The organism is Alistipes sp. An31A (assembly GCF_002159425.1).
In the GTDB taxonomy this organism is placed as follows: Bacteria; Bacteroidota; Bacteroidia; order Bacteroidales; family Rikenellaceae; genus Alistipes; species Alistipes excrementigallinarum.
The window spans coordinates 1-25,651 of record NZ_NFIO01000018.1; the positions used below are offsets into that span (position 1 = coordinate 1).

The window sequence follows — 25,651 nt, forward strand, 5'->3', positions numbered from 1 at the left end:
GAAAAAAGGGGCTCCGAAACGGAGCCGAAAATATAAAAAGATGAGTTCGATCGGAAAAATTACCGGGACAGTCTGCCGATTGACTCATAATGACGGAATCTTCCACCGCTCACTCTTATCGGTGCTGCATCAACCGACCGGGAGTCTGGAGCCGGGGGCCAAGTCGGAGACCGGAGGCCAGGTGCCAAATGCCGGGGGCCGGAGGCCGGGTGCCGGAATCGAGGGTCGGGGACCAGAGTCGGGACCAAGACGGCCGCTTCGGCTATGCGTCGCGGCGATGCTTGAGCATCCCTGCAGCGAAGGGGCGCCGCACGCCCGCCGAGTCGATGAGGCCCGCCTCGAGAATGCCGCCGTTCGAGTCGAAATAGCGGATTTCCAGCCGGTGCAGCCCCTTACGGAGGGCCGCCTGACCGCTCCGCTCGATGCGCGAGTGGGCGCCGTCGTTGTCGACCACCGTCTCGCCGTCGACCTTCACCACCGAGCCGTCGTCCGTATAGGTATAGAACGAGTAGATGCCATCCTCGGGGATGTCGAGCCACCCCTCGAAGAGCAGCCCGATGTTGCCCGACACGCCCTCGGGAATCCGCACGTCAGTCACCTCGTAGCGCCCCTTGAGCGGCGCCGCGTCGATGCCGGCGCAGTCGGTGCCCCGATAGTCGTACCACGTCGCCGTCAGCCCGTCGGCCAGCGCCCCGGACACCTCCTCAGCCTCACGCAGCGGATGGTGCACGTAGCGGGCCGTCATCACCTCGCCGGCATTGCCCGCCGCCGTGAAGACGCGCATCCGCAGCGTGCACTCTTCGCGCAGGGTGAAGGGGCCCTCGTAGCGCGTCGAGGCGGAGTCGGGCATCGAGCCGTCGGTCGTATAGCGCACCGTCAGCCCCTCAAAGGGCATGCGGAGCTCGACACGGGCCGAGTCGACGAACTCGTTGCGGTCGCAGAGGCCGTCGGGGTCGGGAACGCGGAAGTTCCACCCCTCCTCGTCGAAGCGCTTCAGGTGACTGTTGACCCGGCTCCGGAACGACTCGAACTCATCCTGCCCGCTGCCGCACCAGGCGATTTCGCTCAGCGCGAAGAGGCGCGGGAAGATGTGGAAGCAGGCCCGCTCGAACGTGGGGACGAACTCGGTCCAGAGGTTGGCGTAGACGCCCAGCACGCGGGAGGCCTCCTCCTCCGGAATGCCGGCAAGGGGCTCGAAGCCGTAGACCTTGGCCAGACTGCGGCTGTTCTGGGCGCTCAGGTAGGAGAACTCGACGGGGCTGAGCACCACGCTGTTGCCGTTCGCGAGCGCCTCATCGAGCGTCTGGGGCAGCCAGCTGCGCCACCACTGCACGACGGCCGTGGGCGACAGTCCGCCGTCGGTAATCTCGTCCCACCCCACCAGGTGGCGTCCGTGTTCGTTGAAGAAGTGCTCCATCTCGCGCACGAACCACGCCTGGAGCCCCTTCTCGTCGGTCAGCCCCTCGCGGGCGATGCGCTGCTGACACTTGGGGCAGTGCTCCCAGTTGCGCTTCTCGACCTCGTCGGCCCCCAGATGGACGTATGCGTAGGGGAAGAGGTCGAACACCTCCTCGTAGACCCCCTTGCAGAAGTCGAGCGTCGCGTCGTTGCCCAGACAGAGGGGCGTCGAGAAGGTCTTGCCCCACTCGGCGCGCCCCGTGCACGAAAGTTCGGGGTAGCAGGCGACGGCTCGGAGCGAGTGGCCCGGCATGTCGAGCTCGGGAATCACGTCGATGCCCAGCGAGGCGGCGTAGGCCACCACCTCGCGGATATCCTCCTGCGTATAGTAGCCGCCGTAGAGCAGGCGCCCCTCCTCGTCGCGGCGCAGGTTCTGCTCGGGCAGACGGTAGCTTGCGTCGCGCAGCTCGCGGGCCAGCTCGCTGCAGCGGATGTCGTGGTTGTGGGTGGAGGGGTCACGCCAGGCGCCGCGCGCCGTCAGCTCGGGGTAGCGCTTGATTTCGATGCGCCACCCCTGGTCGTCGGTCAGGTGCCAGTGGAACTTGTTGAACTTGTACTGCGCCAGGCGGTCGAGCAGCGCCATGACCTCCTCCTTGGTGAAGAAGTGGCGCGCCACGTCGAGCATGAAGCCCCGCCAGGCAAAGCGCGGCGCATCCTCGATTTCGACCGCCGGGATGGTGCCGTCGCTGCGGAGCAGCTGGCGCAGCGTGGCCATGCCGGCGATGACGCCGCCGTAGCTCCCCGCCTCGAGGCGGATGCCGCGCCGCGTCACGCTGAGGCGGTAGCCGCCGATGGTGTCGAGCCCCTCGCTGCGCACCACCGTGAAGGGGGCCTTCGCGCCGCAGGCGGCCTCGACGGTGACCCCGTCGGGCAGCGAGCGCCGCAGGAACTCCGCCGCGGGGAGCCAGGTGCTGTCGGCACAGGCGAGCTCCAGCGTCGCGGGCAGGCGGAAGCATCCCGAGCCGGGCTGCAGCGAGGCGGGTCGGGGAATGAGGTCAGGCACCGCCTCGGCGGGTGCCTTGCCGCATGCCGCCAGGCAGCATGCCGCACAAAGAAGTAGCAACAGACGTTTCATCGATGGGTTGTGTAGTGGTTCTTCAACAATCATACGGGGAACGCCGGCTTCCGGAAGCCGGCGCACTCCAACCTGAAAAATACCGGGCGGGGAACCTCCGCGACGGTCGTAATCCAAATTTTTCCCTCACCACGGGTCATGCGGCCTCGCAGGTGGAGGTTCCCACGGCCGGTCCCCGCCTCCATGTGGGAGAGGACGGGACGACCGAAGCCTATGTTACGGTCTTTTATCTTGCCTTATTCTCTATTTTTCTCCTTGCTTTGCGCTCTTCCTCTGCCTCCGGAGGGAGTAATCAGCGCACCTCGCCCTCAATCTTGAGGCGCTTGACCGGCGTCCGGGCGTCGTTCGATATCACGCAGATGTCGGCATCGACCGCACCCGCCTGACGCAGCTCGAGGCTGAGCTTCACGACAAGGCGCTCGCCCGGCTGCAGCCGCCGCTCGCCCCTGAAGTCGCTCCCAACGAAGGGGGGCGTCTCGACCTTGCGCACAATCAGCGGCAGACGGCCCTCGTTGCGGAGCACGATGCGGTGCTCGAGGCGGGTGCCGCGCGGCTTCTCGCCCAGATTGAGGTAGCCACCCTCCTCCACGCGGCAGACGGGGGCGTCGGCCACCCGCACGCCGCGTGCCGCGGCGTCGACCAGATAGCCGTAGACCGAGATGGCCGACGGGCTCTCCACGCCGTCGACCGAGAGCCGCACGCGTCCGGCGAGCGAGCCGTAGTAGTCGGCGCGGTCAATTGTGGTCACCACCACCTGGGCCTCGGCACCGGCCGCCACACGGGCCGGAAGCGTCACCCCGAGGCAGTCGTCGCCCCCCTCGACCCGGGCCGTGAGGTGCACCTCACGCTTCGAACGGTTGAGCAGCGTCACCCGCTGCGAGGCGGGCGAGGCGCCGTGGCGCACCACCCCGAGCGGCAGGGTGAGGCGGTCGAGGTAGACCTCGTCGGCAATCTCGTAGAGGTGCTCGGGCGGCGTCTCGGCCAGCAGAATCGTGCCGCTCACGAAGAGCGACGTGACGCTCCGTCCGCGGTCGGTGACCACGCGCACGCTCTTGTGGAAGGTGTCGGTAAGCCCCCGCGGGTCGAAGCGGACGGTAAGCTCCCCCTCGTCGCCCGGCAGCACGGGACGCCGGTCGTAGGCCGCCACCGTGCAGCCGCACGTGGTGAGCACCCGCTCGATGACGAGCGGCCGCCCCGAGACGTTGCGGAAGCGGAAGGTATGGCTGACGGGGCCCGCCTCCTCGCGAATCGTTCCGAAGTCGTGGCGCAGCTCGTCGAAGCGCAACGGCGGGTCGGCCTGCAGCCGGGCAGCCCCCGCAAGCGGGAGCGCCAGCAGCCAGAGGCAGAGCAGCAGGTGTCGAATCGCGGAGCGCATGGCACGCTATCGGTAAAGGGGTCCGTAGTTGCGGCAGGCGCGGTAGTCGGCACCCTCGGGTTCGGAGCCGAAGGCTCCCCAGGCCGACGGACGGAAGAGGTCGTCGGCGTCGAGGTTGTGCATCGCCACCGGAATGCGGAGCATCGAGGCGAGCGTCGCCATCTCCTGTCCCACATGGCCGTAGCTGATGGCTCCGTGGTTGGCGCCCCAGGCGTTCATCACCGAGTAGATGTCGCGGAAGGGTCCGTGGCCCGTCAGGCGCGGTGCGAAGAAGGTGGTCGGCCAGGTGCGGTCGGTGCGCAGGTTGATGGTCTCGAAATCGGTCATCGGCATGGCCCGCTGGAACCCCGAGCAGGGGCGCAAGGGCGGCTTCGGCGGCTACTACTTCGAGTATGAGTATAACACCACGCGTCCGGCCAATGCCACGCTGGGCGACATCGAGCAGAAGTCGATTCCCTACTACTCGATTCGCCGCGGCATCCAGGAACAGAATCCCGCAAACAAATAACCCCTCCTAACAAGCTAATCCGATGAAAAAGACCAACAGAATATTGCGTGCGGCAGCCGTGCTGCTGCTCCTGACCGCCGGTCTGGGCTCCTGCCAGGAGGCCGACGAATACGGAGACGCCGTCCTGATGACGGGCACCTCCTCCGACCCGATGGTCTCGTTCGCCATCGACGCACTGCCCTCGGCCTACTCGGTGACCGTTACCTCGACGACCCAGGTCAGCTCGCCGGTGACGGCTCAGGTGGCCGTCGACCCCTCGCTCGTCGAGGCCTACAACGCCAAGATGGGCACCAACTACTACCCCATCCCCGACGGGGCCTACACGCTCTCGACCGACGAGGTGACCATCCCCGAAGGTCAGGCCGTATCGAGCTCGGCCGAGGTGATGATTGTCGACGACAGCGAGTTCGTCACGGGCCGCGTCTACGTGATTCCCGTAACCATCAAGAACGCCAACTTCCCGGTCATCGAGGCCAGCCGTACGATTTACCTCAAGGTATCGCGTACGATTCACTTCAAGGCGCCCTATGTGGGCAATGCCGCCATGGCCTACCAGTTCCTGCTGCCCGACCCCATTCCGTCGCTTCCGGTCTACACGTGGGAGGTGAAAATCTACGCCGACCGCTTCCGTGAGCTGGGCGCCTCGGGTACGACGCGTGTCTGCTCGTTCGGCGGCAACGAGACCTCGGTCGAGGGCGGTGCCATCGACGACGGCGGCTTCAAGTGCGACCAGAACCTGCTCCGCTTCGGCGAGGGTACGAACGACCCCAACCAGCTGCACGTGACCACCAAGCAGGGCAAGATGTCCTCCAACACGCGCTTCGCGACCAACCGCTGGTATGCCGTGGCGCTGGTTAACGACGGCAGCACGCTGACGCTCTACATCGACGGCGAGAAGGACAACTCGATTACGGTGGCTCCCTACGAGTATGCGCTCTACGGCGTACAGATTGGCATGCCGTCGGCCGGCTACCAGTCCTCGCAGCTCTTCTACGGCCGTCTGAACGAGATGCGTCTGTGGACGCGCGCCCTCTCGGCCCGCGAAATCAAGGCCAGCATCTGCGGCGTCGACCCCTCGACCGAGGGTCTGGTCTCCTACTGGCGCATGAACGAGGGTGAAGGCACCACCTTCTACGACCTCTCGCCCAACAAGCGCGACATCGCCTACACGAACGGCATCACCATCCAGTGGACCGACGACGACTACAACAAATGCGTTGAATAACCTCCAACCCGACACAAACCATGAAAAAGAACATAAAGAATCTTCTGACGCTCTGCACCGCCGGAGTATTCGCTCTGGCGTCGGTCTCCTGCTCGGACGATGAGACGACGGCCGTACGGCCCAACGTCTCGCTGCCCGAGGCAGGGAGCCAGACCCCCGTGGCCGTCACCTGCGACGAGGTGCTGGCGGGCAACTACAGCCACTCCTTCACGCTGAAGCTCGACGAGCCGTCCGACATCGTCGCCATGGGCGACATCAAGGTCGACCCCGCGCTGGTCGATGCCTACAACGCCGAGCACGGCACTGCGTATGTCCTCATGCCGGAGAACATCTACCGGATTCCCTACGACAACTTCGTCATCGCCGCCGGCCAGACGGAGTCCAACGCCCTGACGGTCGAGTTCACCGGTTCGCTCTACGGGCTGCAGAAGGGTACGACCTACCTGCTCCCCATCACGGCCGTCATCGACGAGACGATTGCCGACAAGGTCTACTGCAGCGACGTGGCCCACTACATCGCACTGGATGTTGACCGCGAGCTGATTTACACCCCGGGCCTCTCGATGCAGAACTACTCGAGCGCCATGTACCGCACCCTCTCGATACCCAACAACGAGGTGGTGACCATCGAGGGCAATACCCACACCTTCGAGATGCGCATCTTCTGCTACGGCTGGCACAGCGGCACGAACTACATCGGCACGTGGCGCGGCCAGGATACGGGCAACAACAACGAGGCCTTCAGCGGCTGCGAAATCCGCGTCACGGGCGAGGAGGGTGCCAGCAACATCGGCAACCGCCAGTGCGACCTGACGCTCGCCTCGCAGGGCAAGACCATCTCGACCGGCACGTGGCACACGATTTCGATTACGTGCGACGGCACGCAGACCGGCCAGCGCCAGGAGGTTGCCTACCGCTACTATCTGGACGGCGAGCTGATTGCCGAGGCGGCTCCCACGAAGCGTTTCGGCCCCACGTCGAGCCAGCGCTTCCAGGTGGGCTACACGCTCACGGGCTTCCAGTTCGGCTACGCCTCGAGCGGCTACTACTTCAACGGCCTGATTGGCGAAATCCGCATGTGGAAGGACTGCCTCACGCAGGAGGAGATTCGCTCGCACCTGCGCACGGTCGAGAATCCGTCGAAGGATGAGATGTACGCCTACTGGAAACTCGACGAGGGCGAGGGCACGACGCTCAAGGATTCGTCGGGCAACGGCCGCGATTTGACCTTCCCCGAGGGAACCGAGGTTGCCTGGGGCGCCGAACTCGAGGACTAATCTCCGCACAACAAGGGCTCCGGGCCGCAGAGTGCTCCCGGAGGCCATCCACGGAAAACCGCGCATCGCACAAGGATGCGCGGTTTTTTCGTGCCCGCGGCGAAAGAAAGGGGTGCAGGGACGAGCCGTGTCGGCGGAATACAGGGGCGGGATAACGGAACAGCGCCGCGGCGGGAAGAGGGTGCAGCAGGAAGAGTGCGCAGCAAGGTGGCCGCAGGGCCCGCGGCGGCGAAAAAATGCACGGCGGGGCGCCCCCGGCGCGGCATTGTGGCGACAAAACGCTATCTTTGTCCCCGAAAACCCATCTGCGGAAGGGCGCCGCACAGCGCGCCGCCGCATCGCACGACCATGACACAACTCCGCCCCCTCTTTCCCGACCTCGACCCCCGACGTCCGCTGCTCATCGCCGGCCCCTGCAGCGCCGAGACCGAAGAGCAGCTCCTGACCACCGCCCGCGCGCTGGCCGCACAGGGGCTGCGCATCTTCCGCGCCGGACTCTGGAAGCCCCGCACCAAGCCGGGCGGCTTCGAGGGTGTAGGCGCGGCGGGGCTCGTCTGGATGGAGCGCGTGCGGCGCGAGACGGGGATGCGCGTGGCCACCGAGGTCGCCACGCGCGAGCACGTTGCGGCGGCACTCGATGCCGGCATCGACCTGCTGTGGCTGGGGGCCCGCACCGTCTCGAACCCCTTCGCCGTGCAGGAGGTTGCCGACGCGCTGCAGGGTCACGACATCCCCGTGCTGGTGAAGAACCCCGTGAGCCCCGACATCGACCTCTGGGTCGGCGGCATCGAGCGGCTGCTCAACGCCGGCATCGGACGGCTGGGGGCCGTCCACCGGGGCTTCGGCGCCGCCGACCGCGGCGGCTACCGCAATCCGCCGCAGTGGGCCATCCCCATCGAGCTGCGCCGCCGCATGCCCTCGCTGCCGCTGCTCTGCGACCCAAGCCATATCGGCGGACGGCGCGAGCTGGTCGCTCCGCTGGCCCGCCAGGCGATGGAGCTGGGCTTCGACGGGGTGATGGTCGAGGTGCACTGCGACCCCGCACGGGCGTGGAGCGACGCCGGGCAGCAGCTCACCCCCGACGAGCTGAAGGAGCTCGCAGCGCATCTGGAGCTGCGCCGCGTTGCCGACGCAGGCGACGGGCTGGCCGAGATGCGCCTCGAGATTGACCGCCTCGACGACCAGCTGGTCGAGCTGCTCGACCGCCGCATGGCCGTCTCGCGCCGCATCGGCCGCTACAAGCGCGAGCATGCGATGCCGGTGCTCCAGTCGCGCCGCTACGAGGAGCTGCTCGCCCGCCGCACGGCCGAGGCCGCCGCGCTGGGGATGGCTCCCGAGTTCATGCGCAGCGTGCTGCAGGCTATCCACGAGGAGTCGGTGCGCCAGCAGCTCTCGCTGCCCGAGGACGAAGCGAAGCGGTGACGTCCTCCGACGCCTGAGTCCGGACGACCGACCGACGCCGACATCCGGCCAATCCGGCCAACCCGGCCGCACACCGCACGCACTGCACCGTCGCCTCCCGGATTCGTCATGCCCGCCGGCAACCGCCCGCACCCTTCTCTCCACACACGTCGGTCGCCGCCGCCACACTCCGCAACTCCGCCCCGGCTCCGCCGTTCCCCGCCCTGCACTCCCGACCGAGCTGCGCTCTTTCCACCCCATCTCCTGGAAAAATTTGCCTTCCGGACGGAAAAACTCCACCCGACCTCCGCTGCCGCGGCATCCTGCGCCCCGAAGTGTTACATTTGCATGAAAAGTGTCGCCGCAGAGCGCCATTCCCGAAACGGTTTCGTAATTTTGAGGCGGAATCGGAGTCCGGATGCCCCCGCGCAACGGCCGGCACCCCACGGACTACCGCAAAAACGCAGCTATGGCAAAACAAAAGATTCTGGTGGTGGACGACGAAGAGTCGCTCTGCGAAATCCTGCAGTTCAACCTCGAGGTCGAGGGCTACGAGGCCGACGTGGCCTACAGCGCCGAACAGGCCCTTACGATGCATCCCGAGCGCTACTCGCTCATCCTGCTCGACGTGATGATGGGCGAGATGAGCGGCTTCCGCATGGCCCAGCAGCTCAAGGCCAACCCCGCCACGGCCGGCGTGCCGATTATCTTCTGCACGGCCAAGGACAGCGAGGACGACACGGTGGCGGGGCTCAACCTCGGCGCCGACGACTACATCACCAAGCCCGTCTCCATCCGCGAGGTGCTGGCCCGCGTCAAGAGCGTGCTGCGCCGCACGGCCCAGCGCGAGGAGGAGCCCGAGACGCTCGACTACGGCCCCCTGCACATGGACCTGCGCAGCAAGACCAGCACGCTCGAGGGCGAGGAGCTGCGCCTGACCAAGAAGGAGTTCGAGATTCTGGCCCTGCTGCTGAGCCATCCGGGCGTCATCTTCTCGCGCGAGGAGATTCTCCACCGCGTCTGGAGCGACGAGGTGATTGTCCTGGACCGCACCATCGACGTCAACATCACCCGCCTGCGCCGCAAAATCGGCGCCTGCGGCGAACACATCGTCACCCGCCCGGGCTATGGCTACGGTTTCGAAATGTAGGCTCTCCTACCACCGGCGGCTCTTCCTGCTGCTGCTCGGCATCTCGTGGGTGCTCGTGGGCTGCTTCGTCGCCTACCAGTACGGCCGCGAGAAGTACTTCAAAATCGAGCGGCTCGACGCCCGGCTCCAGCTGCTCAACCTCCGCCTGCTCGACGAGCTGGCCGCCGGCGTGCGGCCCGACTCGCTCATGGCCGGGAATGCCGGCCGCTTCCCGGGGCTGCGGCTGACGATTCTCGACCACAAGGGGCGCGTCCACTACGACTCGCGCAGCGACACGACCCGACTGGCCAACCACCTCAACCGTTCCGAGGTGCGCGCGGCGCTCATCAACGGCTCGGGATATACGCTCGAGCGCCTCTCGGAGAGCAGCCACGAACACTACTTCTACTCGGCCATGCGGGGCGACAGCCTCATCGTCCGCTCGGCGCTCCCCTACAACCTCGAACTGAGCGAGGTGCTGGCCGCCGACCGGGGCTTCCTCTGGTTCATGCTGGGCGTCACGCTGCTGATGAGCGTGGCGGGCTACTTCGCCACGCGCCGCCTGGGCCACAACATCGTCCGCCTGCGCGACTTCGCCGAGCGGGCCGAGCGCGGCGAGGTCATCGCCGAGAGCGAGCCCTTCCCCCACGACGAGCTGGGCGACATCTCGAACAACATCATCCGCCTCTACGCCCAGCTGCAGAAGGCGACCGCCGAGCGCGACCGCCAGCACGAGCTCATGCTGCACGAGGAGCAGGAGAAAATCCGCATCAAGAAGCAGCTTACCAACAACATCAACCACGAGCTGAAGACCCCCGTGGCGGCCATCCAGGGCTACCTGGAGACGCTGCTGGCCAACCCCGGCATCGACGCCGCACGGCAACGCGCCTTCCTCGAGAAGAGCCTGGCCCAGACGGGCCGCCTCCGACAGCTGCTCACCGATGTCTCCATCATCACGCGCATGGACGAGGGGAGCCAGCTCATCAGCAAGGAGCCCGTCGTGCTCAACGACATCATCGCCGAGGTGGCGGCCGACGTCCAGCTGCTGCCGCCCGAACGCCGGCTGCGCGTCCACTGCGACTTCCCGGGGCCGGTCGAAGTCTGCGGCAGCCCCTCGCTGCTCACCTCCGTCTTCCGCAACCTGACGGACAACGCCACGGCCTACTCCTCGGGACGCGACATCTTCATCCGCCTGCTGGCCGACGACGAGGAGTCGTGCACCATCTCCTTCGCCGACAACGGCATCGGCATCGAAGAGGAGCACCTGCCCCACATCTTCGAACGCTTCTACCGCATCGACAAGGGGCGTTCGCGCAAGATGGGCGGCACGGGGCTCGGCCTGTCGATTGTCCGCAACGCCATCGCCATCCACGGCGGCACAATCACGGCGCACAACCGCCCGCAGGGGGGCCTCGAATTCATCTTCACGCTCCGAAAGCACTCCTGAGGGCATCCGTCACCGAGACGAAATCCAGTTGTAACGGTTCTGTAACAATTGTTTCGTTCCTTTGCAGCGTCGCATCACGCGCATGCGGCACCCGTCAAAGAGCAACGAAACCTTACCAACCGGAGTATGTCACCTCTATTCACCTTCATCGTCATCGTACTGGCCGTGCTGGCCGTACTGGGCATCGTCGTCGGCGTGGCCAACGACGCGGTCAACTTCCTCAACTCGGCCCTCGGGTCGAAAGTCGCGCCGCGACGCACGATTCTGTGGGTCGCCTCGGCCGGCATCCTCATCGGCACGCTCACCTCGAGCGGCATGATGGAGGTCGCCCGCAGCGGCGTCTTCTACCCCTCGGAGTTCACCTTCCCGGAGGTGATGATGCTCTTCCTGGGCATGATGCTGGGCAACGTGCTGCTGCTCGACCTCTTCAACACGCTCGGACTGCCCACCTCGACCACCGTATCGATGGTCTTCGGACTGCTGGGCGCCGCCGTCGCCGCCGCGCTGCACCGCATCTGGGTCGACCCGGCCTTCGAGCTCTCCAACCTCTCGCAGTTCATCAACTCGGGCAAGGCGATGGTCATCATCGCGGCGATTCTGGTCTCGGTGGCGCTCGCCTTCGGCGCGGGCATCCTCTTCATGTACATCTCGCGCCTCATCTTCTCGTTCCGCTACGCCCCCGCCTTCCGCCGCTACGGCGCCGTATGGTGCGGCATCTCCTTCGCCGGCATCATCTACTTCGCCCTCTTCAAGGGGCTCAAGAGCTCGGGGCTCATTCCCCCCTACATCAACGAATACGTCGCCGAGCACACCCTGCTGACGCTGCTGGTGCTGTGGGCCGCCGCCTCCGTGGTGCTGTGGCTGCTGCAGCGCATGCGGCTCAACATCATGCGCGTCACCATCCTGGCCGGCACCTTCTCGCTGGCGCTCGCCTTCGCCGGCAACGACCTGGTCAACTTCATCGGCGTGCCGCTGGCCGGATACGACTCCTACCGCATTGCCCTCGAGGCCGGCACCGAGCAGCTCACCATGGGACAGCTGATGAACCCCGCACAGGCCAACTTCCTGCTGCTGGTCGCCTCCGGCGTCATCATGGTGCTGACGCTCTTCTTCTCCAAGAAGTCGCGCCACGTCACCGAAACCGAGCTCTCGCTCGCCTCGCAGCACGAGGGTGACGAGCGCTTCGGCTCGACGCTCGCCTCGCGCGTGCTGGTCCGCGCAACGCTCATGCTCAACAACTTCTGGTCGGGCCTCATCCCCGCACGCCTGCAGGCGGCCATCGACCGCCGCTTCGAGCCGCTGCCCGTCGAGGAGCGCTCGTCGGCCCCCTACGACATGATTCGCGCCGTGGTGAACCTCACGGCCGCCTCGATTCTCATCGCCGTGGCCACCTCCTACAAGCTGCCGCTCTCGACCACCTACGTGGTCTTCATGGTGGCCATGGGTTCGTCGCTGGCCGACCGCTCGTGGGGCCGCGAGAGCGCCGTCTACCGCATCACGGGCGTGATGGCCGTCATCTCGGGATGGTTCATCACCGCGCTGGCCGGATTCGTCATCGCGCTGGGCGTCACGCTGCTGCTGCTCTGGGGCGGATGGATTGCCGCCGTGGCACTCACGGCCATCTGCGCCTGGCTGCTCATCCGCAGCCACCGCAAGACGCCCGAGCTGAAGGAGGAGGCCGAGAAGCCCCTCATCGAGCAGGCCAAGACCCCCGACGACGTGCTCTACACCTGCATCGAGGAGGTCTGCACCACCATGGAGCAGGTGACGCGCATCTACAACCGCACGCTGGTGGCCGTCTTCAAGGAGAACCGCAAGGTGCTCAAGGAGATGGTGCAGGCCTCGAACCGGCTCTTCGAGGAGGCCCGCGCCCGCAAGTACGGCATCATGCCGACGCTGCGCCGCCTGCGCAACAGCGACATCGACACGGGACACTTCTACGTCCAGGTAGTCGACTACCTCTCGGAGGTGACCAAGGCGCTCATCCACATCACGCGCCCGGCCTTCGAACACATCGACAACAACCACGAGGGGCTCTCGAAGGAGCAGATTGTCGACCTGATGCGGGTGAACGATGATGTGGAGGCCATATTCGTCAAAATCAACGAGATGCTCCGCTCGAAGGACTTCTCGGAGCTGGACAAGGTGCTGGAGATGCGCGACCGGCTCTTCGAGACCATCGTCGGGGCGGTCAAGAGCCAGCTGCGCCGCATCCACGACGACGAGAGCACCGGCACGCGTTCGAGCGTGCTCTACCTGACGGTGCTCAACGAGACGAAGACCATGGTGCTGCAGGCGCGCAACCTGCTCAAGTCGCAGAGCTACTTCCTCGAGCACAAGAAGTAGCACGGCGCCGAGGACTCTCCCCCGCCGCAACGCCGCAAGGGCCCCCGCCACAAGCAGGGGCCCTTTTTTATAGCCGCAATGTCACACGGCCGACATCGGGATGCAACACCGGCGCGCTATCTTTGTCGGCGAAAGGAGCAAGGTACCGGAACACACACCTTGAAGCTCTTTTCCGGTTTCACCCGCGGGAACGCCCGGCCCGAGGCCCTGCCGCTCCCTTCGTGAACGGGAAATCTGCTTTTCTTCATACACCGGATTTGGAGAGGCCGCTGCACCCCGACGGGGAGACAGCGGCCTCGGGTTGTTTCTGCGAAGGGGCGGCGGCAGCGGATGCGCTACTCCTCCATGTCGTGGAGGTGGATTTCGAGGGCCCGCACCGAGATGCGCACCTCGTGGAGCGAGACGCCGAGCGAGCCGATGAGGCAGAGCAGCGCCACGCCGAAGACATAGGCCGAGAGGCTCTGGAGGCCGACGTAAATCAGCAGCATGGTCACCACGCAGAGGAAGAGGCTCGCCACGCCGAGCGCCTGCATCGTACGGGTCAGGCGCAGCCGGCGGCGCAGGTTTTCGATTTGCGCCCGCGTCACCCGCGAGGGCTGCTGCCGGTGCTGCTCGTGGAGCGAACGCACCAGCTGCGCGTAGGAGAGGAAACGGTTGGTGTAGGCCAGCAGGATGAGGGAGATGGCCGGGAAAAGCAGCGCCGGCGTCGTGAGTGTCAGTTCTTCCATATCGAATATCTTGAAACGGGTGGGAGGGCAAAGGTAGCCATTTTTTCGCGACAAAGCGCCGCCCGGGGCGGAGAAAGCCGCGCCGCGCAACCGTTCCCGCACCCTCGGGTTTTGGTTATCCCGTTTTTTATCCGTAACTTTAGCTCAACCGTACAACCTAAAACCCTTGAACCAATGAAAAAGTACTTAGCGGAAATGGTCGGGACGATGGTCCTCGTCCTGATGGGATGCGGCAGCGCCGTATTCGCAGGGAGTGTGGCCGGCGGTGTGGGCGCCGGCGTCGGAACAATCGGAGTGGCGCTGGCCTTCGGTCTCTCGGTCGTTGCCATGGCCTATACGATTGGCAACGTCTCGGGGTGCCACATCAACCCCGCCATCACCTTCGGAGTCTTCCTCTCGGGGCGCATGAGCGGCCGTGAGGCGGCCGCATACATGGTTGCCCAGGTCATCGGCGCCATCGTCGGTTCGGCAATCCTCTATGCGCTGACGGCGAGCGGCAGCCACGGCGGCCCCACCGCAACGGGCGCCAACAGCTTTGCCGACGGCATGATGCTCCAGGCCTTCATCGCCGAGGCGGTCTTCACCTTCATCTTCGTGCTGGTGGTGCTGGGGGCCACCGACGCCAAGCAGGGCGCCGGCAACCTGGCGGGTCTGGCCATCGGTCTGACGCTGGTGCTGGTACACATCGTCTGCATCCCGATTACGGGGACGTCGGTCAATCCGGCCCGCTCGATTGGCCCGGCCCTCTTCGAGGGGGGCACGGCGCTCGCGCAGCTGTGGCTCTTCATCGTGGCGCCGCTGGTCGGTGCGGCGCTCAGCGCCGGGGTATGGCGCCTGCTCGCCGACAAACGGAGCGCCCGTCCCGCCGGCAAGCGGAAGTAGCGGAAGGGGTCCGGCCCCGTCCCGACAGGCACAAGGCCGGAAGCCCCCGGCTCGACATCACGACAAACCCCTGCCGCACAGGTCGGCAGGGGTTTGTCGCTTTTGAAGCGGAGCGGGAACTATCGTCCGAACCACTCCAGGAAGGAGTCGCGCTGCGAGGCGCTGACAAGCTCCTCACGCTCCTGACAGGGGCTCCTGAACCTTATCTTCAGCCTCCCCTGGTCGAACTTGCGGACCTCCCGGATGACGTTCCGATTGACGATGCAGCTCCGGGAAACCCGGTGGAAAAGCTCCGGCGGCAACAGCTCGACCAACTCCTTGAGTTTGTAATCCACCAGATACTCCTGCCCGGAGAATGTGTGGAGCGTAACATACTTGTCGTCCGCATCAAAGAGCGCCATCTCCTCCACCTCGACCGCCACATAACGGTTTCCGCAGCTGACCAGCAGCCGGTTCTGACTGGTCCGCCTGCTCCCGACCACCGCGAGCAGACTGACATACCTCCGGACATTCGCCTCCGCAACGCCGACCTGATATTCGTGCTTTTCGACGGCGCGCAGCAAATCCCCGTCCTCAATGGGCTTGAGCAGATAATCGATGCTGTTTACGCGGAATGCCCGGATGGCCCATTCGTCGTGCGAGGTGGTGAAGATGATGGGATTGCCCACGCGGCACTGGTTGAAGATTTCGAAACACTGGCCGTCGGAGAGCTCCACGTCCATAAAAACCAGAGAGTCGTCATCGGGATGCCGGCGAAAATAATCCACGCTCTCACGCACCGTGCCGAGTATGCACAGCAACCTGTAAGAGGGGCGGAGCCGGCCTATCGCCTCGGCAAGCATCCGGGCTCCGAACTGTTCATCTTCTATGATTATGTAATTCATCATATTCATCGGTCAAGGTATGAGAGTTCGACCCGGAAACACGCTCCGTCGCCTCCGTAGGTCATCGTACCGCCCTGGAGCCTGTAATGTAGCCGAGTCCGAACGAATTCGAAACGACGTTACTTCGGGGGTGTATCGGATTCGAGACGACGATTCGCTCCGCTTCGACCCTGACGGAAACGGTCATCGGCTTCCGGAGCGATATTTCGTTGTGCTTGGCGATGTCCTCGATGAGCATCTGCAGCACGAGCGGCAGAATCCGATGCCCGCCGACATGCTCCCGCCCCTGGAAATCGACATTCAGCGCGTTGTTGTAGCGAATCGAGAGAATCGACACGTAATGCCACATGAAATCGAGCTCCTCGGAGAGCGGAACCGTCGATTTGTCGCGCACCTCGAGGACATGGCGGTACAGACGGGACAAATTGCGGGTGAATTCACACGCCCCGTCGGGATTGCTGCGGATGAGGTAGAGCAGGTTGTTGAGCGAATTGAACAGGAAGTGGGGATTGACCTGGGCGTTGAGCAGATTGTACTTGTAGGCCAGCAGCTCCTGGCGGGCGACATCCTGCCTGTGGCGCAGCTCATAGGCCGCAGCCACATGATAGGCAACCTCGACACACATGAAAATGACGATGTTGTAGAGTATCGTCCCGGGCACATCGACCGTCGTCTCGGGTTGGAAAATCCGCGCCACGACAAGAAACAGCCTGTTGATGATGAAGAGCAGCAGGAACGACAGCACGGCGTCGACCGTCATCTTCAGCCATAGTGCCGGCTTCCTCCGGAACCGGCTCCACAACGTGAAAATCACGAGGTAGTTCGACAACAGAATCAACAGGCACGGGACCATGTTGTACAGCAGGTCCGACAGGCAGGCTCCCGGCGAATCGTAGGGCAGCAGTTCGTTGTGACGCACCAGGTTGTAGAACAGCTGAAGGATGATGTCGAAGAGTATGCCGACTCCTGTTCCGACAAGGAGGTATTTCCCGTCAAGTCTCCGCATAAACATTCCTGCGTTTGCAACGTAAAGATAAAAATCATTTCCCAATCGGACAAAATCTTCGTCTTCATATTCGGATTCACTCCGCAAATATCGGAGTTCATCCTTCCAAAACGGGAGTTCACTCCTCCGGGCGATTGGGTTTCGGAGGGTTTTGACTTAATTAGCATTGGAAAAACAAATCCCTACAATCATCATAGTTATGGTACACAGACTTCTCTCGACAATTGCGTTGACCTCCATGCTTTTGTGCGTCAACTGCTCCGAATCGGATTCCGACCCTGCCATGAAGCCGTCCAGGCCCGGGCAGATAACCGTAACCGTGCAGGATGACCGGCAGACGGCCCTGCTCTCCATCGCTCCGCTCGACGATGCGCTGCGCTACGTATGGTTCAAGGACGGTGCTCTGTTCGAAACGACCGAACAACCGCAATGCACGGTCAGTGAAAACGGCATCTACAAGGTTGCCGGAGAGAACGAGGCGGGACGAGGCGCTTTCAGCGACGAGGCGCAGGTCGACCTCTCGGAGTTCGGGCCGGACAACCTGCTCACCGAAGAGTTCATTCCCGATGCAGCCTTCAGAGAGTGGCTCAACGAGAAGCTCGCCGGCGGAAGCGGTTTCTACTCCATCACCGGTGCGGCCGCCTATGATGGCGAGTTTGACATCAACTCCGAAACGGGTATCTCGAACATCGATGGCATCCGGTATTTCACCTCTCTGAAGCGGCTCAAGTGCAGCGAAATTACCTCGCTCTCCTCCATGGAGGAGATTCTCCAGCTCACCAAACTCGAGTATCTGTGGATAATGTTCAGCAGCTGCACCGAGTTCGACCTTACCCCGCTCAAGAATCTCGAGGAGGCCCACATCATGGCCAACTCGGCCTGCAAGCCCGACGGACTGAAGGTCGCAGGGTTGAACAAACTGCGCAGCCTGAGCTGCAACAACAACAATCTCGAATCGCTCGACCTGACGGGATGCACGGCTCTCGAAGAGCTGGTCTGCTCCTACAATTCGCTCTCGGACGACAAACTGATTCTGCCCGACGGAGCACCCCTCTCGATTCTTGCCGTGCATACGAACGGAAACCTGACCCGAATGGAGCTGTCGAAATACGCATCGACACTCACCTTCCTCAACATCGGGAATACGGGATTCAAGGAGCTTGACCCGACTCGAGGACCTGAGCATCGAAAACTGCGGCATGAACTCCTCCGCACTGACCGGACTGGCGAACTGCACCAGCCTCAAGAGTCTGCGCATCGACTCGAACAATTTCGACAAGCTCGACGTCTCGACACTGACCAATCTCGAGATGCTGCGCTGCGACTTCAACCGCCTGACGTCCATGGACCTGAGTCACAACGGGAAAATCCAGGAGCTCAGCTTCCAGGACAACGAACTTGAGGACATCACGCTCACGAATCTATCGCAATGCTGGTACATGAATCTCACCCAAAACGCCCTGAGACGGGTCGATTTGACGCCGTGCATCGCATTGGAGCAGTTCTTCTGCAACGGCAACAAGCTCAAAAAGCTGGAGAACAAACAGGTTGAAATCAAACTCTCGGAGGAGTACGACGTCGAACGGCTCAACGGCAGCGACTTCAACACCTACTGCGACGAAATCGGCAAATACTTCTATTCCTACGACGGAACGGGCATCTTCGTTCACGAATTTTCGGACGAGGAGTAATCCCGGGACCCAGGACTGCAGAGACTCCGAAGCACCCCCCCCCAGACAAAAAGCTGTTCTCTGCAGAATCGAAGCAGGGTCCGACCCCGGCCCTGCGCCTCGCACAACGAGACGACGGAACCGAAATACGGGGCAAGGAAAAGGGCAAGAAAGGGAAAACGAAATGAGGGGGGGGGAGGGCGGATGACGAAGATTCAATGCTTTGTCCATCCGCCCTTCCGCTCAGGAGGATGCGCAGTCGGAGTACCAGAGCCCCCCTCCACTTTTTGGATACATCCCCCCCCCGGCCCCTGGAAGGGGCGTTTTGAGGTCGCTTGTGCCGAGTCCACTCATGCACCGGCATACGAAAAGAGGGAAGAACCTTTCGGCTTCTTCCCTCTTCTGGAGCGGAAAACGGATTTCCGACCCAAGCATATTCCTCGTTTACAATCAGCGCATTATGTGAAGCATTTCCTTCGAAGGTCACTCCTGTGATGCGGTCATCATGCACTCGTTTGCATCCCAATGCTTTCGACAAAGATACGAATTATTTTCACACAATTTAAGAACGCTATTCAAGCTGTTTTCTGTATACGGAATCCAGTGTATTTCCATCCTTGTCTTTCCACAAAGTCCATCCGTTTAAGGATTGCCCCATGCAGAAATCGGAGGCAATATTGGATCTGGAAAAAATCTTGTCGGAAGCGATCGCCCAATTACGGCAAACAGGACTATTTCGCATAATACTTTTCCGCAAGACAACCAACGATGCCAGCCATCTCCCGGCGAACCTCTTCCGGACCGAGAAGTTCAACCTTCTCACGCATCCACAGAATCCGCTGGTAGAAGTCGAACGACGGCCGCAGAAAGTAGGTAAATATCGAATGGTCCTCCTCGGTTTCAAACTCCTCCTGCGATTCATGCAGAGGTTGCGCGCGCAGGTAGCAGCGCTGCTGCCGGTCGGCCCACAGGCGAATCAGCCTCGGACGTTTCTCCTCTTCACGGATAATTCCATAGCATCCGGCATAATACTCCTCGGGGCGAAGTTCGGGCGAGGGGTCGACCTGTGTCTCGCCAATTTGCAGTCGGGAAATGCGCTCGAGGGCGAAGGTCTTGACCCGCTGCCGGTTCATGTATTCGGCAATCAAGTACCAGCGTCCCTCGAAGACTCGCAGAAAGGCCGGAACAAGCTCCCAGTCCTGCAATTCCGGGCTATAATAGGAGGTGTAGTTGAACCGCACGGTCCGTTTTCGGTCGATGGCATCGAGGATGGTGGCCAGATGCTCCGCACCCGTCGGTACGGGCTCCATCATCACGCGGTCGCGATGCCGCAGGGTCTGGGTGTTCAGGTCGGCGATGTGGTAGGCCGCGAACAGATAGCGGTAGAGCGCATTGTCGCGAATCTCTTCCCGATTGACAATATCATACGTGTTGGTCGAGGGTGAATAGTCGATGTCGATGGCATATTCATTCGCGATATGCTCCTTGTAGCGGGAGAAGGTGCGTTCCTGGATTCGGTGGCCGTCATAGAGCGCCGACCGCTCCCAACGTTTGTTCAGTTCGCGCAGCGAAAGAGCGCCTGCCTGCAGCAGTGTCTCAACAATCCAAAGGCATTTTCCGTTTTTGGTCATTGGTTTCTGATTTTATTGCAAAGATAAGGTTTTAGTCAGACATATTTTGTCCGACCAGTGGGCTTATTTTGCAGCATGAAAGGAACAACCGATATAAAAGAGCTGCAAAATGGAAAGGACTCAAGAAAACAAAGGCACGCCAATACTCTGCACGCCACTCGTCCACATGGTTGACGAGGCGGGCGAAAAGTATCTGTACGACTGGAATCTGTCGCAGTCACTGCCCGCCGACAAGAACTTCCAGGTAGGGGAGTGCCCGCATCTGGGCTACCTGGATTGCCGGTGCCTCTACCGCAGGTTGCAGGACGGGGCGTACAAGCGCATGAGCGACGGACTTGTCGTGGCCTTCTCCAACGAGGACATGAGCGTGTCGCCGACGACCCCGGATGAGGAGCTCTCCGACGCGGCCTACTGCGCCAAAAACAGCATCCTCGGAATCGGCTGCCGGGGGAGATATTTCATCGCGCTGGAGATGGACCCTGAGATTTGACATTCACCTATTGTATCACACTTAATTTTTACGACTATGGAACTCGAATGCCCGAATTGCGGCGGTTACGACTGCTATTTCGATGGGCTGCAGTTCGTCTGTGACGATTGCGGCCATGAGTGGGGCGCCTATTGCCCCTGTACATCCTGCGATGATTGAACGCAGTCGGTCCGTAAGCCGTTGAATCCAGCGGCCTGCGGACCGGCGTCTTTTTCAGTCCATGCCCTTGCGAATTTCATCCGATTTTGCTATATTTGTCTTGATTGTAGATGAAATTTAGGACGTTTGTTTCCATCTGAGTTACCGAAACCGCCAATATCAGACAACTCACAGACGAAACAGATAGTCTTGTCGTATCCGGCACGGACTGTCTTTTCTATCTGGGTTGGGGCGCTTGGCGGTGCCCGGTAACTGATTGATCGGGCAGGCGTGCCGGTGTTGGTAAAATATGATATTAAAATCATGGGGAATTCTTCATTAGAACAAAATGCTAAGCAGTTTCTTCAATGGGAAGCGATTGATGCAGCAGCCTTAGATTCAGGAAAAGAGATGGAAAACATTTTAGCTTCAATCCTTGAAAAGCAGACACAAGATTCTTTGATGTTAGAAAAAGAAAAGCTAATGATAGGAACCCCGGAAGCATTGGGACAAGCTATGTTAAATGTCATATGGGATCAGTTTATTTTACAAATAGGAGTGGTTGCCGGAGAAGACTTCATTCGAGAGAATCGAGGATTAACTCTTGATCTTCGTAATGATGCGCATATACAAACGACAGAAAATTTTACTAAAGGTAATATTGCAAACCATAATGACTTGATTGACTACCAAGAAAGATACAACGACTGGATTGGCAATTTCCAGCGAGATGAATTGGGCTCAATCAAAACTAAATATGATAGGATAGATAACGAAGTTCAATACGTACTTCGCGATAATATGGTTAGAGATTATATTGATTCAGGCAGACCTAAAGGTAGTGCCAGTATTCATAAAGATCATATTATCTCAGCAGCGGAGATAATACGAGATCCTGAGGCAAACGCCCATCTCTCTCGTAAAGAGCAAGCTGACTTTGCCAATAGCAAAATAAATCTAGAGGATTTAGATGCTTCTGCTAATGCGTCCAAAAAGGATCATAAAATGGGAAATTGGTTGAATTCAGAAAGGAATGGACAAAAACCAGCAGAAAGATTTAACATAAACGAAAAGGAATTACTAGAAAAAGATAAAGAAGCACGTAATGAATACGAAAACCGAAAAAAAGAAGGAGTACAGCGTTCTATCGAAACAGGCAGACAATCTCAAAAAGCAGAAGCCTATCGCATTGGAGGCAAAGCGTTACGAGCTGCAATCATGGGTCTATTAGCATCATTTATTAAAGATGTTATACGCAAACTTATTTTATGGATTCGTTCAGGTGCTCGAAAGTTTAGCACATTCATCAACTATGTAAAAGACGCAATTAAATGTTTTTTAACAAATCTTAAAGAACATATATTAAATGCAGGAGAATCATTTATAACATCTATTGCAACCGCAATATACGGCCCTGTCATAGGAACCCTAAAAAAAGCCTATATACTCATAAAACAGGGTTGTAAATCCCTTAAAGATGCGATTAACTACATTAAAGATCCTGTCAATAAAAATAAATCTGCCAATATTATTGCGATGGAGGTCGGTAAAATCATCATCGCGGGTATTACAGCCGGTGGAGCATTGGTAATCGGAGAATTGATTGAAAAAGGATTAATGGCTATACCCATTTTTGCTTTTGAAATACCCATGTTTGGAAGTTTAGCCAGTATCATTGGTATTTTTTTAGGGGCTTTAGTTAGCGGACTTATTGGGGCTATAGTTCTCAATTCAATTGATAAGATGATAGCCAAACAACTGTTGCTACAAAATCAGCAACAACAGATTAAAAAAAACAACGAGATTCTTGCCACACAAGGGAATTTAATAACAGTCTGTAAACAACAATCTGAATTAGCAAAAATGCAAGCAATTGATTTGATACAAGAACGGCATGCGCTGGCTATGACTGAAATGCAAAAGTCTATAGAACATATAATACGCAATGACGAACCAACTCATAGAATTGACTCTGTTACGGAGAATAGCAAAATTATTAATTTGATATTATGCGACTTACAAACGGATTAATATGAAAAATCAACAGATACAAGCTCATCAATTTGAACTTGCCAAATGCAAAATCAAGGATACTTCCAATAAGGTTACAGACGTATCTCTATCTCCCTTTGAAACCAAAGGCAAATTTTTGGGCTCGTGGAGTAATCATAATATTACAGGGAAAGAAATGAATGATTTTGTAAAAACATTGCAAAAAACATTCATTGAAATAAATAACAATACTCGAACTACATATAATTTTATCGGAGAAGTTTATAGCGCATTTGACGCCTTGGATAAAGAATATATCCAAGGAATATTAACTGCTATAGAATCTTCGAAAAAAGCGAGTGACCAAGCAAGAAAAGCGAGTGACCAAGCATTAAGAGCTCAGATTGATATAAACCAAACAGTTGAGGCGCTTCAATTAACTGTCAAATCGTTGTTGGAGTTCAAAAAAACAATGTCCAATAATTTAACTATTATTAGAAATAGTTTGATTCAAATTACGTCGTTGGAAGATTGTAATCAGGACATACCGAATATCAAGACTTCAAACGACAGCCAAGATGCTGTGAAAATAAAGCAACAGCAACAGAACCAATATGATAAAAGAATCAGAATTTTATATTTTATTATTGGAGGTTCGCTAGCTTTAACAATTGGTCAGTTTCTCTTTTTGATTATAACAATTATTAGTAAGTAAAAATACTCCGACATTTTTTGTCCGACCCTCCCTCTACCTTTGCTCCTGAAACGGGGAATGAACCGATGTTAAACCCTAAAATAGAGCAAAGATGGAGAAGGACAAAAGAAAAAGACCCCGAATCGGGTATTGGACAACGACCCGCATGGAAGAGGAATCGGCCGAAACCCGTCGTGAGCCGCAGTCTGATGAGGTGGACTATGAAGAGGGAGAGCAGGAACAGGCTTACGAGCACGGCGCCTCGGAGCAGGCCGCACAGGAGCATTTCGAAGCAGGCGGCTGGCAGCACGAGGCCGAAGAGACGGTCAACGACCGGGAACGCATGGAGGACTTAGGCAACAAACGCGATGAGTTTACACGGAAAAAAGGTCTTTCCCGAGTGAAGCAACAGCTGGTATTGCTGTGGGACTATTTGAGCGCCGTAACTTCCGGTCGTTACAAGGGGTATTCCATGTGGGCCTATCTGAAGGTGGTAGCCTGCCTGCTCTACGTGGTAAGTCCGTTCGATCTCGTGCCCGACTTCTTCCCGTGGGTCGGATGGTTGGACGACATCGCCGTCGTAATCTATGTCTGCGGGCTGGTCAAGGAGGAGTTGGACCAGTTCTCAGTTTGGCAGGCGCGTCAGCATCTGTCAACGGAGTATTAAACATGCAGTCGGTCCCGGGCGGACGGGCATAACCTCCGCCTAAAGCATTGATGTTTCGAATGTGCCGGTGCGCGGCACAAGGCCCGAACAGCAGGTCACCTGAAAAAGTCACCGGCCGAGCGGAAACGTAGCCGGGACCGATTGTTTTTTCACTCGGAGCTCTTCGAAATAATGTTTTCCATTTGTTGGCTATTGCCTCGGTCAGGTTCTGACCGGGGCAACGCTTTATTTTGCATCGGTAATTTCAAAAAAACATGAAAAAGAATGCGTTCAGATATTGGGCAAAGACGGCCGGAATGATACTGCTGGTATTATTGGCCGTACATGTACTGATTTACTGCACGGGGTATCGCGGCGACGCTTTGCGCTGGATACCTACCGCACAATTTTTTAATTCGTTGATGGATAAACTGATGTGATTATGGATTTCAATCTGAATCAAATGGCAGCCGCACACTTCGATGGCGAAGGAGAAAAATTTGTTTCAATCGACCTGGACGATTATCGGAAATTCGTCTCCAAGCGTCAAATTGTTCGGTCGTCCAACATCGTGGTCAAGAAGGGGGATTTGCAATCGGTGATTCCGAGCGTGCGCAAGTCATATGCGGGGAACATTCATGCCTCCGAATTTTTTGTCTCTATTCGGCTGAAAGAGGGGGTTCCCTGCAACTATGAGGAGGTTCTGAATTTGCTGCAGACGATTCAGTCGGGCAGTTCTTCGGACGATGCGTCTATACAATGGGGGCTCACCATAAATGCTCTAATGGAGGAGGATGTCCGGGTACTTATATTGGCGGGAGAAAGGGAAGAAGAGTAAAAATGCCCTAAATCTGGACTTGAGATGTCAATAGGTGTAAACCTATCCTCTGTCAATTCGGATTATTGGGGGGGGACGTCATATCAAAGGTCATTCTCTTTCGTATTTTCCCTTCCACCCGATAGCGACCAGCCCCGAACTTGGCGGGGTCGAATGCAAGGCCGTCCCTGTGGGACGCTCCGTACAGCCTTGCAGCCGATGCCGGCAAGTCGGATCTTTGCGGACGGATGGGAAGGGATGACTGCGTCAGTCTTTGAGACGCTTTCGCATCACAAAGTTGGTCAGTTCCAACCGATTTGCCCGGCGTTTCTGACCCTTCACTACTTCGTACCCTCTCCTCTCGAAGAAAAGGCGGGCCGTCAGGCTCACTTCCGAAGTGATTTCTGCGACTCCGTATTCCCGCGCTCTCTTTTCCACGGCCGAGAGCAGCAAACTCCCGACGCCAACCCGCTGATAATCCTTGTGCACAAACAGCGAATGCAGATAGCCTTCGGCATTCATCGACGAGAAGCCGATGATCTCATCCCGTTCGTTCAGTGCAGCTACGTAGTCATTGCGAGCCAATAGGTCTTTCATATGCTCCACGCTATCCCCACACGAAGCCCAGTCCTCCACCTCTTCGCGGGTGTAGTCCCGCACATTGACATGAAGGACTGTCTCCCGAAACAAGGTTTGCAAGACGGGAATATCCTCATCTGTGAGTTCTCGTAATTTAGGGACTGTCGTAAAAAGAATAAAACTTTATAATGAATTGATTGCCAATGTAATATAAAATTTGTATCTTAGCTAAAGATAAAAAGAATACCTCCAA

At 59.0% G+C, this 25,651-nt stretch carries 23 protein-coding genes and 2 pseudogenes; 16 read left to right on the forward strand and 9 right to left on the reverse strand.

What is annotated here, in order from left to right; all coding sequences use genetic code 11:
• Positions 1–262: 262 nt before the first annotated feature.
• From B5F90_RS10335 to fucI, 3 genes and pseudogenes are all read right to left on the reverse strand, one after another.
• Positions 263–2,533, reverse strand: a complete 2,271-nt coding sequence (locus tag B5F90_RS10335) for a family 20 glycosylhydrolase (protein ID WP_087362725.1) — start codon at positions 2,531–2,533, stop codon at positions 263–265.
• Positions 2,534–2,825: 292 nt separating this feature from the next.
• A complete protein-coding gene (locus B5F90_RS10340; protein ID WP_087362726.1) occupies positions 2,826–3,908 on the reverse strand; it encodes a DUF1573 domain-containing protein in 1,083 nt (360 codons plus the stop codon).
• Positions 3,909–3,914: 6 nt separating this feature from the next.
• Positions 3,915–4,226, reverse strand: a pseudogene (gene fucI / locus B5F90_RS10345) (L-fucose isomerase); the annotation flags it as partial.
• 13 nt (positions 4,227–4,239) lie between these two features.
• Here fucI and B5F90_RS10350 point away from each other — a divergent pair.
• The 7 genes from B5F90_RS10350 (at position 4,240) to B5F90_RS10380 (ending at position 13,241) form a co-directional block, all read left to right on the forward strand.
• Complete coding sequence (locus tag B5F90_RS10350; protein WP_239307795.1) at positions 4,240–4,416, forward strand: hypothetical protein; 177 nt, start codon at positions 4,240–4,242, stop codon at positions 4,414–4,416.
• 22 nt (positions 4,417–4,438) lie between these two features.
• Positions 4,439–5,641 carry a DUF1735 and LamG domain-containing protein gene (locus B5F90_RS10355; RefSeq protein WP_087362727.1) on the forward strand — a complete coding sequence of 401 codons (1,203 nt, stop codon included), beginning with the start codon at positions 4,439–4,441 and terminating at the stop codon, positions 5,639–5,641.
• Positions 5,642–5,661: 20 nt separating this feature from the next.
• Entirely contained in the window at positions 5,662–6,918 is a 1,257-nt protein-coding gene (locus tag B5F90_RS10360; protein ID WP_087362728.1) for a DUF1735 domain-containing protein, read from the forward strand.
• A 348-nt stretch (positions 6,919–7,266) separates the two neighbouring features.
• Positions 7,267–8,340 carry a chorismate mutase gene (locus tag B5F90_RS10365; protein WP_087362729.1) on the forward strand — a complete coding sequence of 358 codons (1,074 nt, stop codon included), beginning with the start codon at positions 7,267–7,269 and terminating at the stop codon, positions 8,338–8,340.
• A gap of 448 nt (positions 8,341–8,788) precedes the next feature.
• Entirely contained in the window at positions 8,789–9,469 is a 681-nt protein-coding gene (locus tag B5F90_RS10370) for a response regulator transcription factor (RefSeq protein ID WP_087362747.1), read from the forward strand.
• Positions 9,447–10,895, forward strand: a complete 1,449-nt coding sequence (locus tag B5F90_RS10375) for a HAMP domain-containing sensor histidine kinase (protein ID WP_087362730.1) — start codon at positions 9,447–9,449, stop codon at positions 10,893–10,895. The genes B5F90_RS10370 and B5F90_RS10375 overlap by 23 nt, the downstream gene beginning before the upstream one ends.
• A 126-nt stretch (positions 10,896–11,021) precedes the next feature.
• Positions 11,022–13,241 carry an inorganic phosphate transporter gene (locus B5F90_RS10380; RefSeq protein ID WP_087362731.1) on the forward strand — a complete coding sequence of 740 codons (2,220 nt, stop codon included), beginning with the start codon at positions 11,022–11,024 and terminating at the stop codon, positions 13,239–13,241.
• Between the two features lie 335 nt (positions 13,242–13,576).
• Here B5F90_RS10380 and B5F90_RS10385 read toward each other — a convergent pair whose 3' ends face one another.
• Positions 13,577–13,969: a DUF2721 domain-containing protein gene (locus B5F90_RS10385; RefSeq protein WP_087362732.1), complete on the reverse strand. Its 393-nt coding sequence runs from the start codon at positions 13,967–13,969 to the stop codon at positions 13,577–13,579.
• Between the two features lie 174 nt (positions 13,970–14,143).
• Between B5F90_RS10385 and B5F90_RS10390 the strand changes: the two genes are divergently transcribed.
• Positions 14,144–14,851: an MIP family channel protein gene (locus tag B5F90_RS10390; protein WP_087362733.1), complete on the forward strand. Its 708-nt coding sequence runs from the start codon at positions 14,144–14,146 to the stop codon at positions 14,849–14,851.
• Between the two features lie 119 nt (positions 14,852–14,970).
• On the opposite strand, the gene B5F90_RS10395 is transcribed toward B5F90_RS10390, so the two are convergent.
• The gene (locus B5F90_RS10395; RefSeq protein ID WP_204229553.1) at positions 14,971–15,573 is read right to left on the reverse strand and encodes a LytTR family DNA-binding domain-containing protein; all 603 of its coding nucleotides are present in this window, start codon (positions 15,571–15,573) and stop codon (positions 14,971–14,973) included.
• Positions 15,574–15,796: 223 nt separating this feature from the next.
• Complete coding sequence (locus tag B5F90_RS10400) at positions 15,797–16,741, reverse strand: sensor histidine kinase (RefSeq protein ID WP_162607787.1); 945 nt, start codon at positions 16,739–16,741, stop codon at positions 15,797–15,799.
• 283 nt (positions 16,742–17,024) lie between these two features.
• On the opposite strand from B5F90_RS10400, the gene B5F90_RS10405 reads away from it, so the two are divergent.
• Positions 17,025–18,143: a leucine-rich repeat domain-containing protein gene (locus tag B5F90_RS10405; RefSeq protein ID WP_143256174.1), complete on the forward strand. Its 1,119-nt coding sequence runs from the start codon at positions 17,025–17,027 to the stop codon at positions 18,141–18,143.
• Complete coding sequence (locus B5F90_RS10930) at positions 18,085–18,432, forward strand: hypothetical protein (protein WP_143256175.1); 348 nt, start codon at positions 18,085–18,087, stop codon at positions 18,430–18,432. Before B5F90_RS10405 ends, B5F90_RS10930 begins: the two co-directional genes overlap by 59 nt.
• Before the next feature lie 550 nt (positions 18,433–18,982).
• On the opposite strand, the pseudogene B5F90_RS10415 reads toward B5F90_RS10930, so the two are convergent.
• Positions 18,983–19,120: pseudogene (locus tag B5F90_RS10415) on the reverse strand (DUF4357 domain-containing protein); the annotation flags it as partial.
• 22 nt (positions 19,121–19,142) lie between these two features.
• Positions 19,143–20,042 (reverse strand): WYL domain-containing protein, encoded by a 900-nt coding sequence (locus B5F90_RS10420; protein WP_087362739.1) that lies wholly within the window; start codon positions 20,040–20,042, stop codon positions 19,143–19,145.
• A gap of 109 nt (positions 20,043–20,151) precedes the next feature.
• Between B5F90_RS10420 and B5F90_RS10425 the strand changes: the two genes are divergently transcribed.
• The 6 genes from B5F90_RS10425 to B5F90_RS10450 all read left to right on the forward strand — a co-directional run bounded on the left by B5F90_RS10425 (position 20,152) and on the right by B5F90_RS10450 (position 24,840).
• On the forward strand, positions 20,152–20,532 hold the full coding sequence (locus B5F90_RS10425; RefSeq protein WP_143256176.1) for a hypothetical protein: 381 nt from the start codon (positions 20,152–20,154) through the stop codon (positions 20,530–20,532).
• A gap of 462 nt (positions 20,533–20,994) precedes the next feature.
• Positions 20,995–22,701 (forward strand): CTL/SLC44 family protein, encoded by a 1,707-nt coding sequence (locus B5F90_RS10935; protein ID WP_143256177.1) that lies wholly within the window; start codon positions 20,995–20,997, stop codon positions 22,699–22,701.
• Between the two features lies 1 nt (position 22,702).
• Positions 22,703–23,377 carry a hypothetical protein gene (locus B5F90_RS10440; RefSeq protein ID WP_087362743.1) on the forward strand — a complete coding sequence of 225 codons (675 nt, stop codon included), beginning with the start codon at positions 22,703–22,705 and terminating at the stop codon, positions 23,375–23,377.
• Between the two features lie 91 nt (positions 23,378–23,468).
• Positions 23,469–24,023: a YkvA family protein gene (locus B5F90_RS10445; protein WP_087362744.1), complete on the forward strand. Its 555-nt coding sequence runs from the start codon at positions 23,469–23,471 to the stop codon at positions 24,021–24,023.
• A 254-nt stretch (positions 24,024–24,277) separates the two neighbouring features.
• Positions 24,278–24,442 carry a hypothetical protein gene (locus B5F90_RS11045; RefSeq protein WP_162607788.1) on the forward strand — a complete coding sequence of 55 codons (165 nt, stop codon included), beginning with the start codon at positions 24,278–24,280 and terminating at the stop codon, positions 24,440–24,442.
• A 2-nt stretch (positions 24,443–24,444) separates the two neighbouring features.
• Positions 24,445–24,840: a hypothetical protein gene (locus tag B5F90_RS10450; protein WP_087362745.1), complete on the forward strand. Its 396-nt coding sequence runs from the start codon at positions 24,445–24,447 to the stop codon at positions 24,838–24,840.
• 246 nt (positions 24,841–25,086) lie between these two features.
• Here B5F90_RS10450 and B5F90_RS10455 read toward each other — a convergent pair whose 3' ends face one another.
• Positions 25,087–25,479 (reverse strand): GNAT family N-acetyltransferase, encoded by a 393-nt coding sequence (locus tag B5F90_RS10455; RefSeq protein WP_343213201.1) that lies wholly within the window; start codon positions 25,477–25,479, stop codon positions 25,087–25,089.
• Between the last annotated feature and the right edge of the window lie 172 nt (positions 25,480–25,651).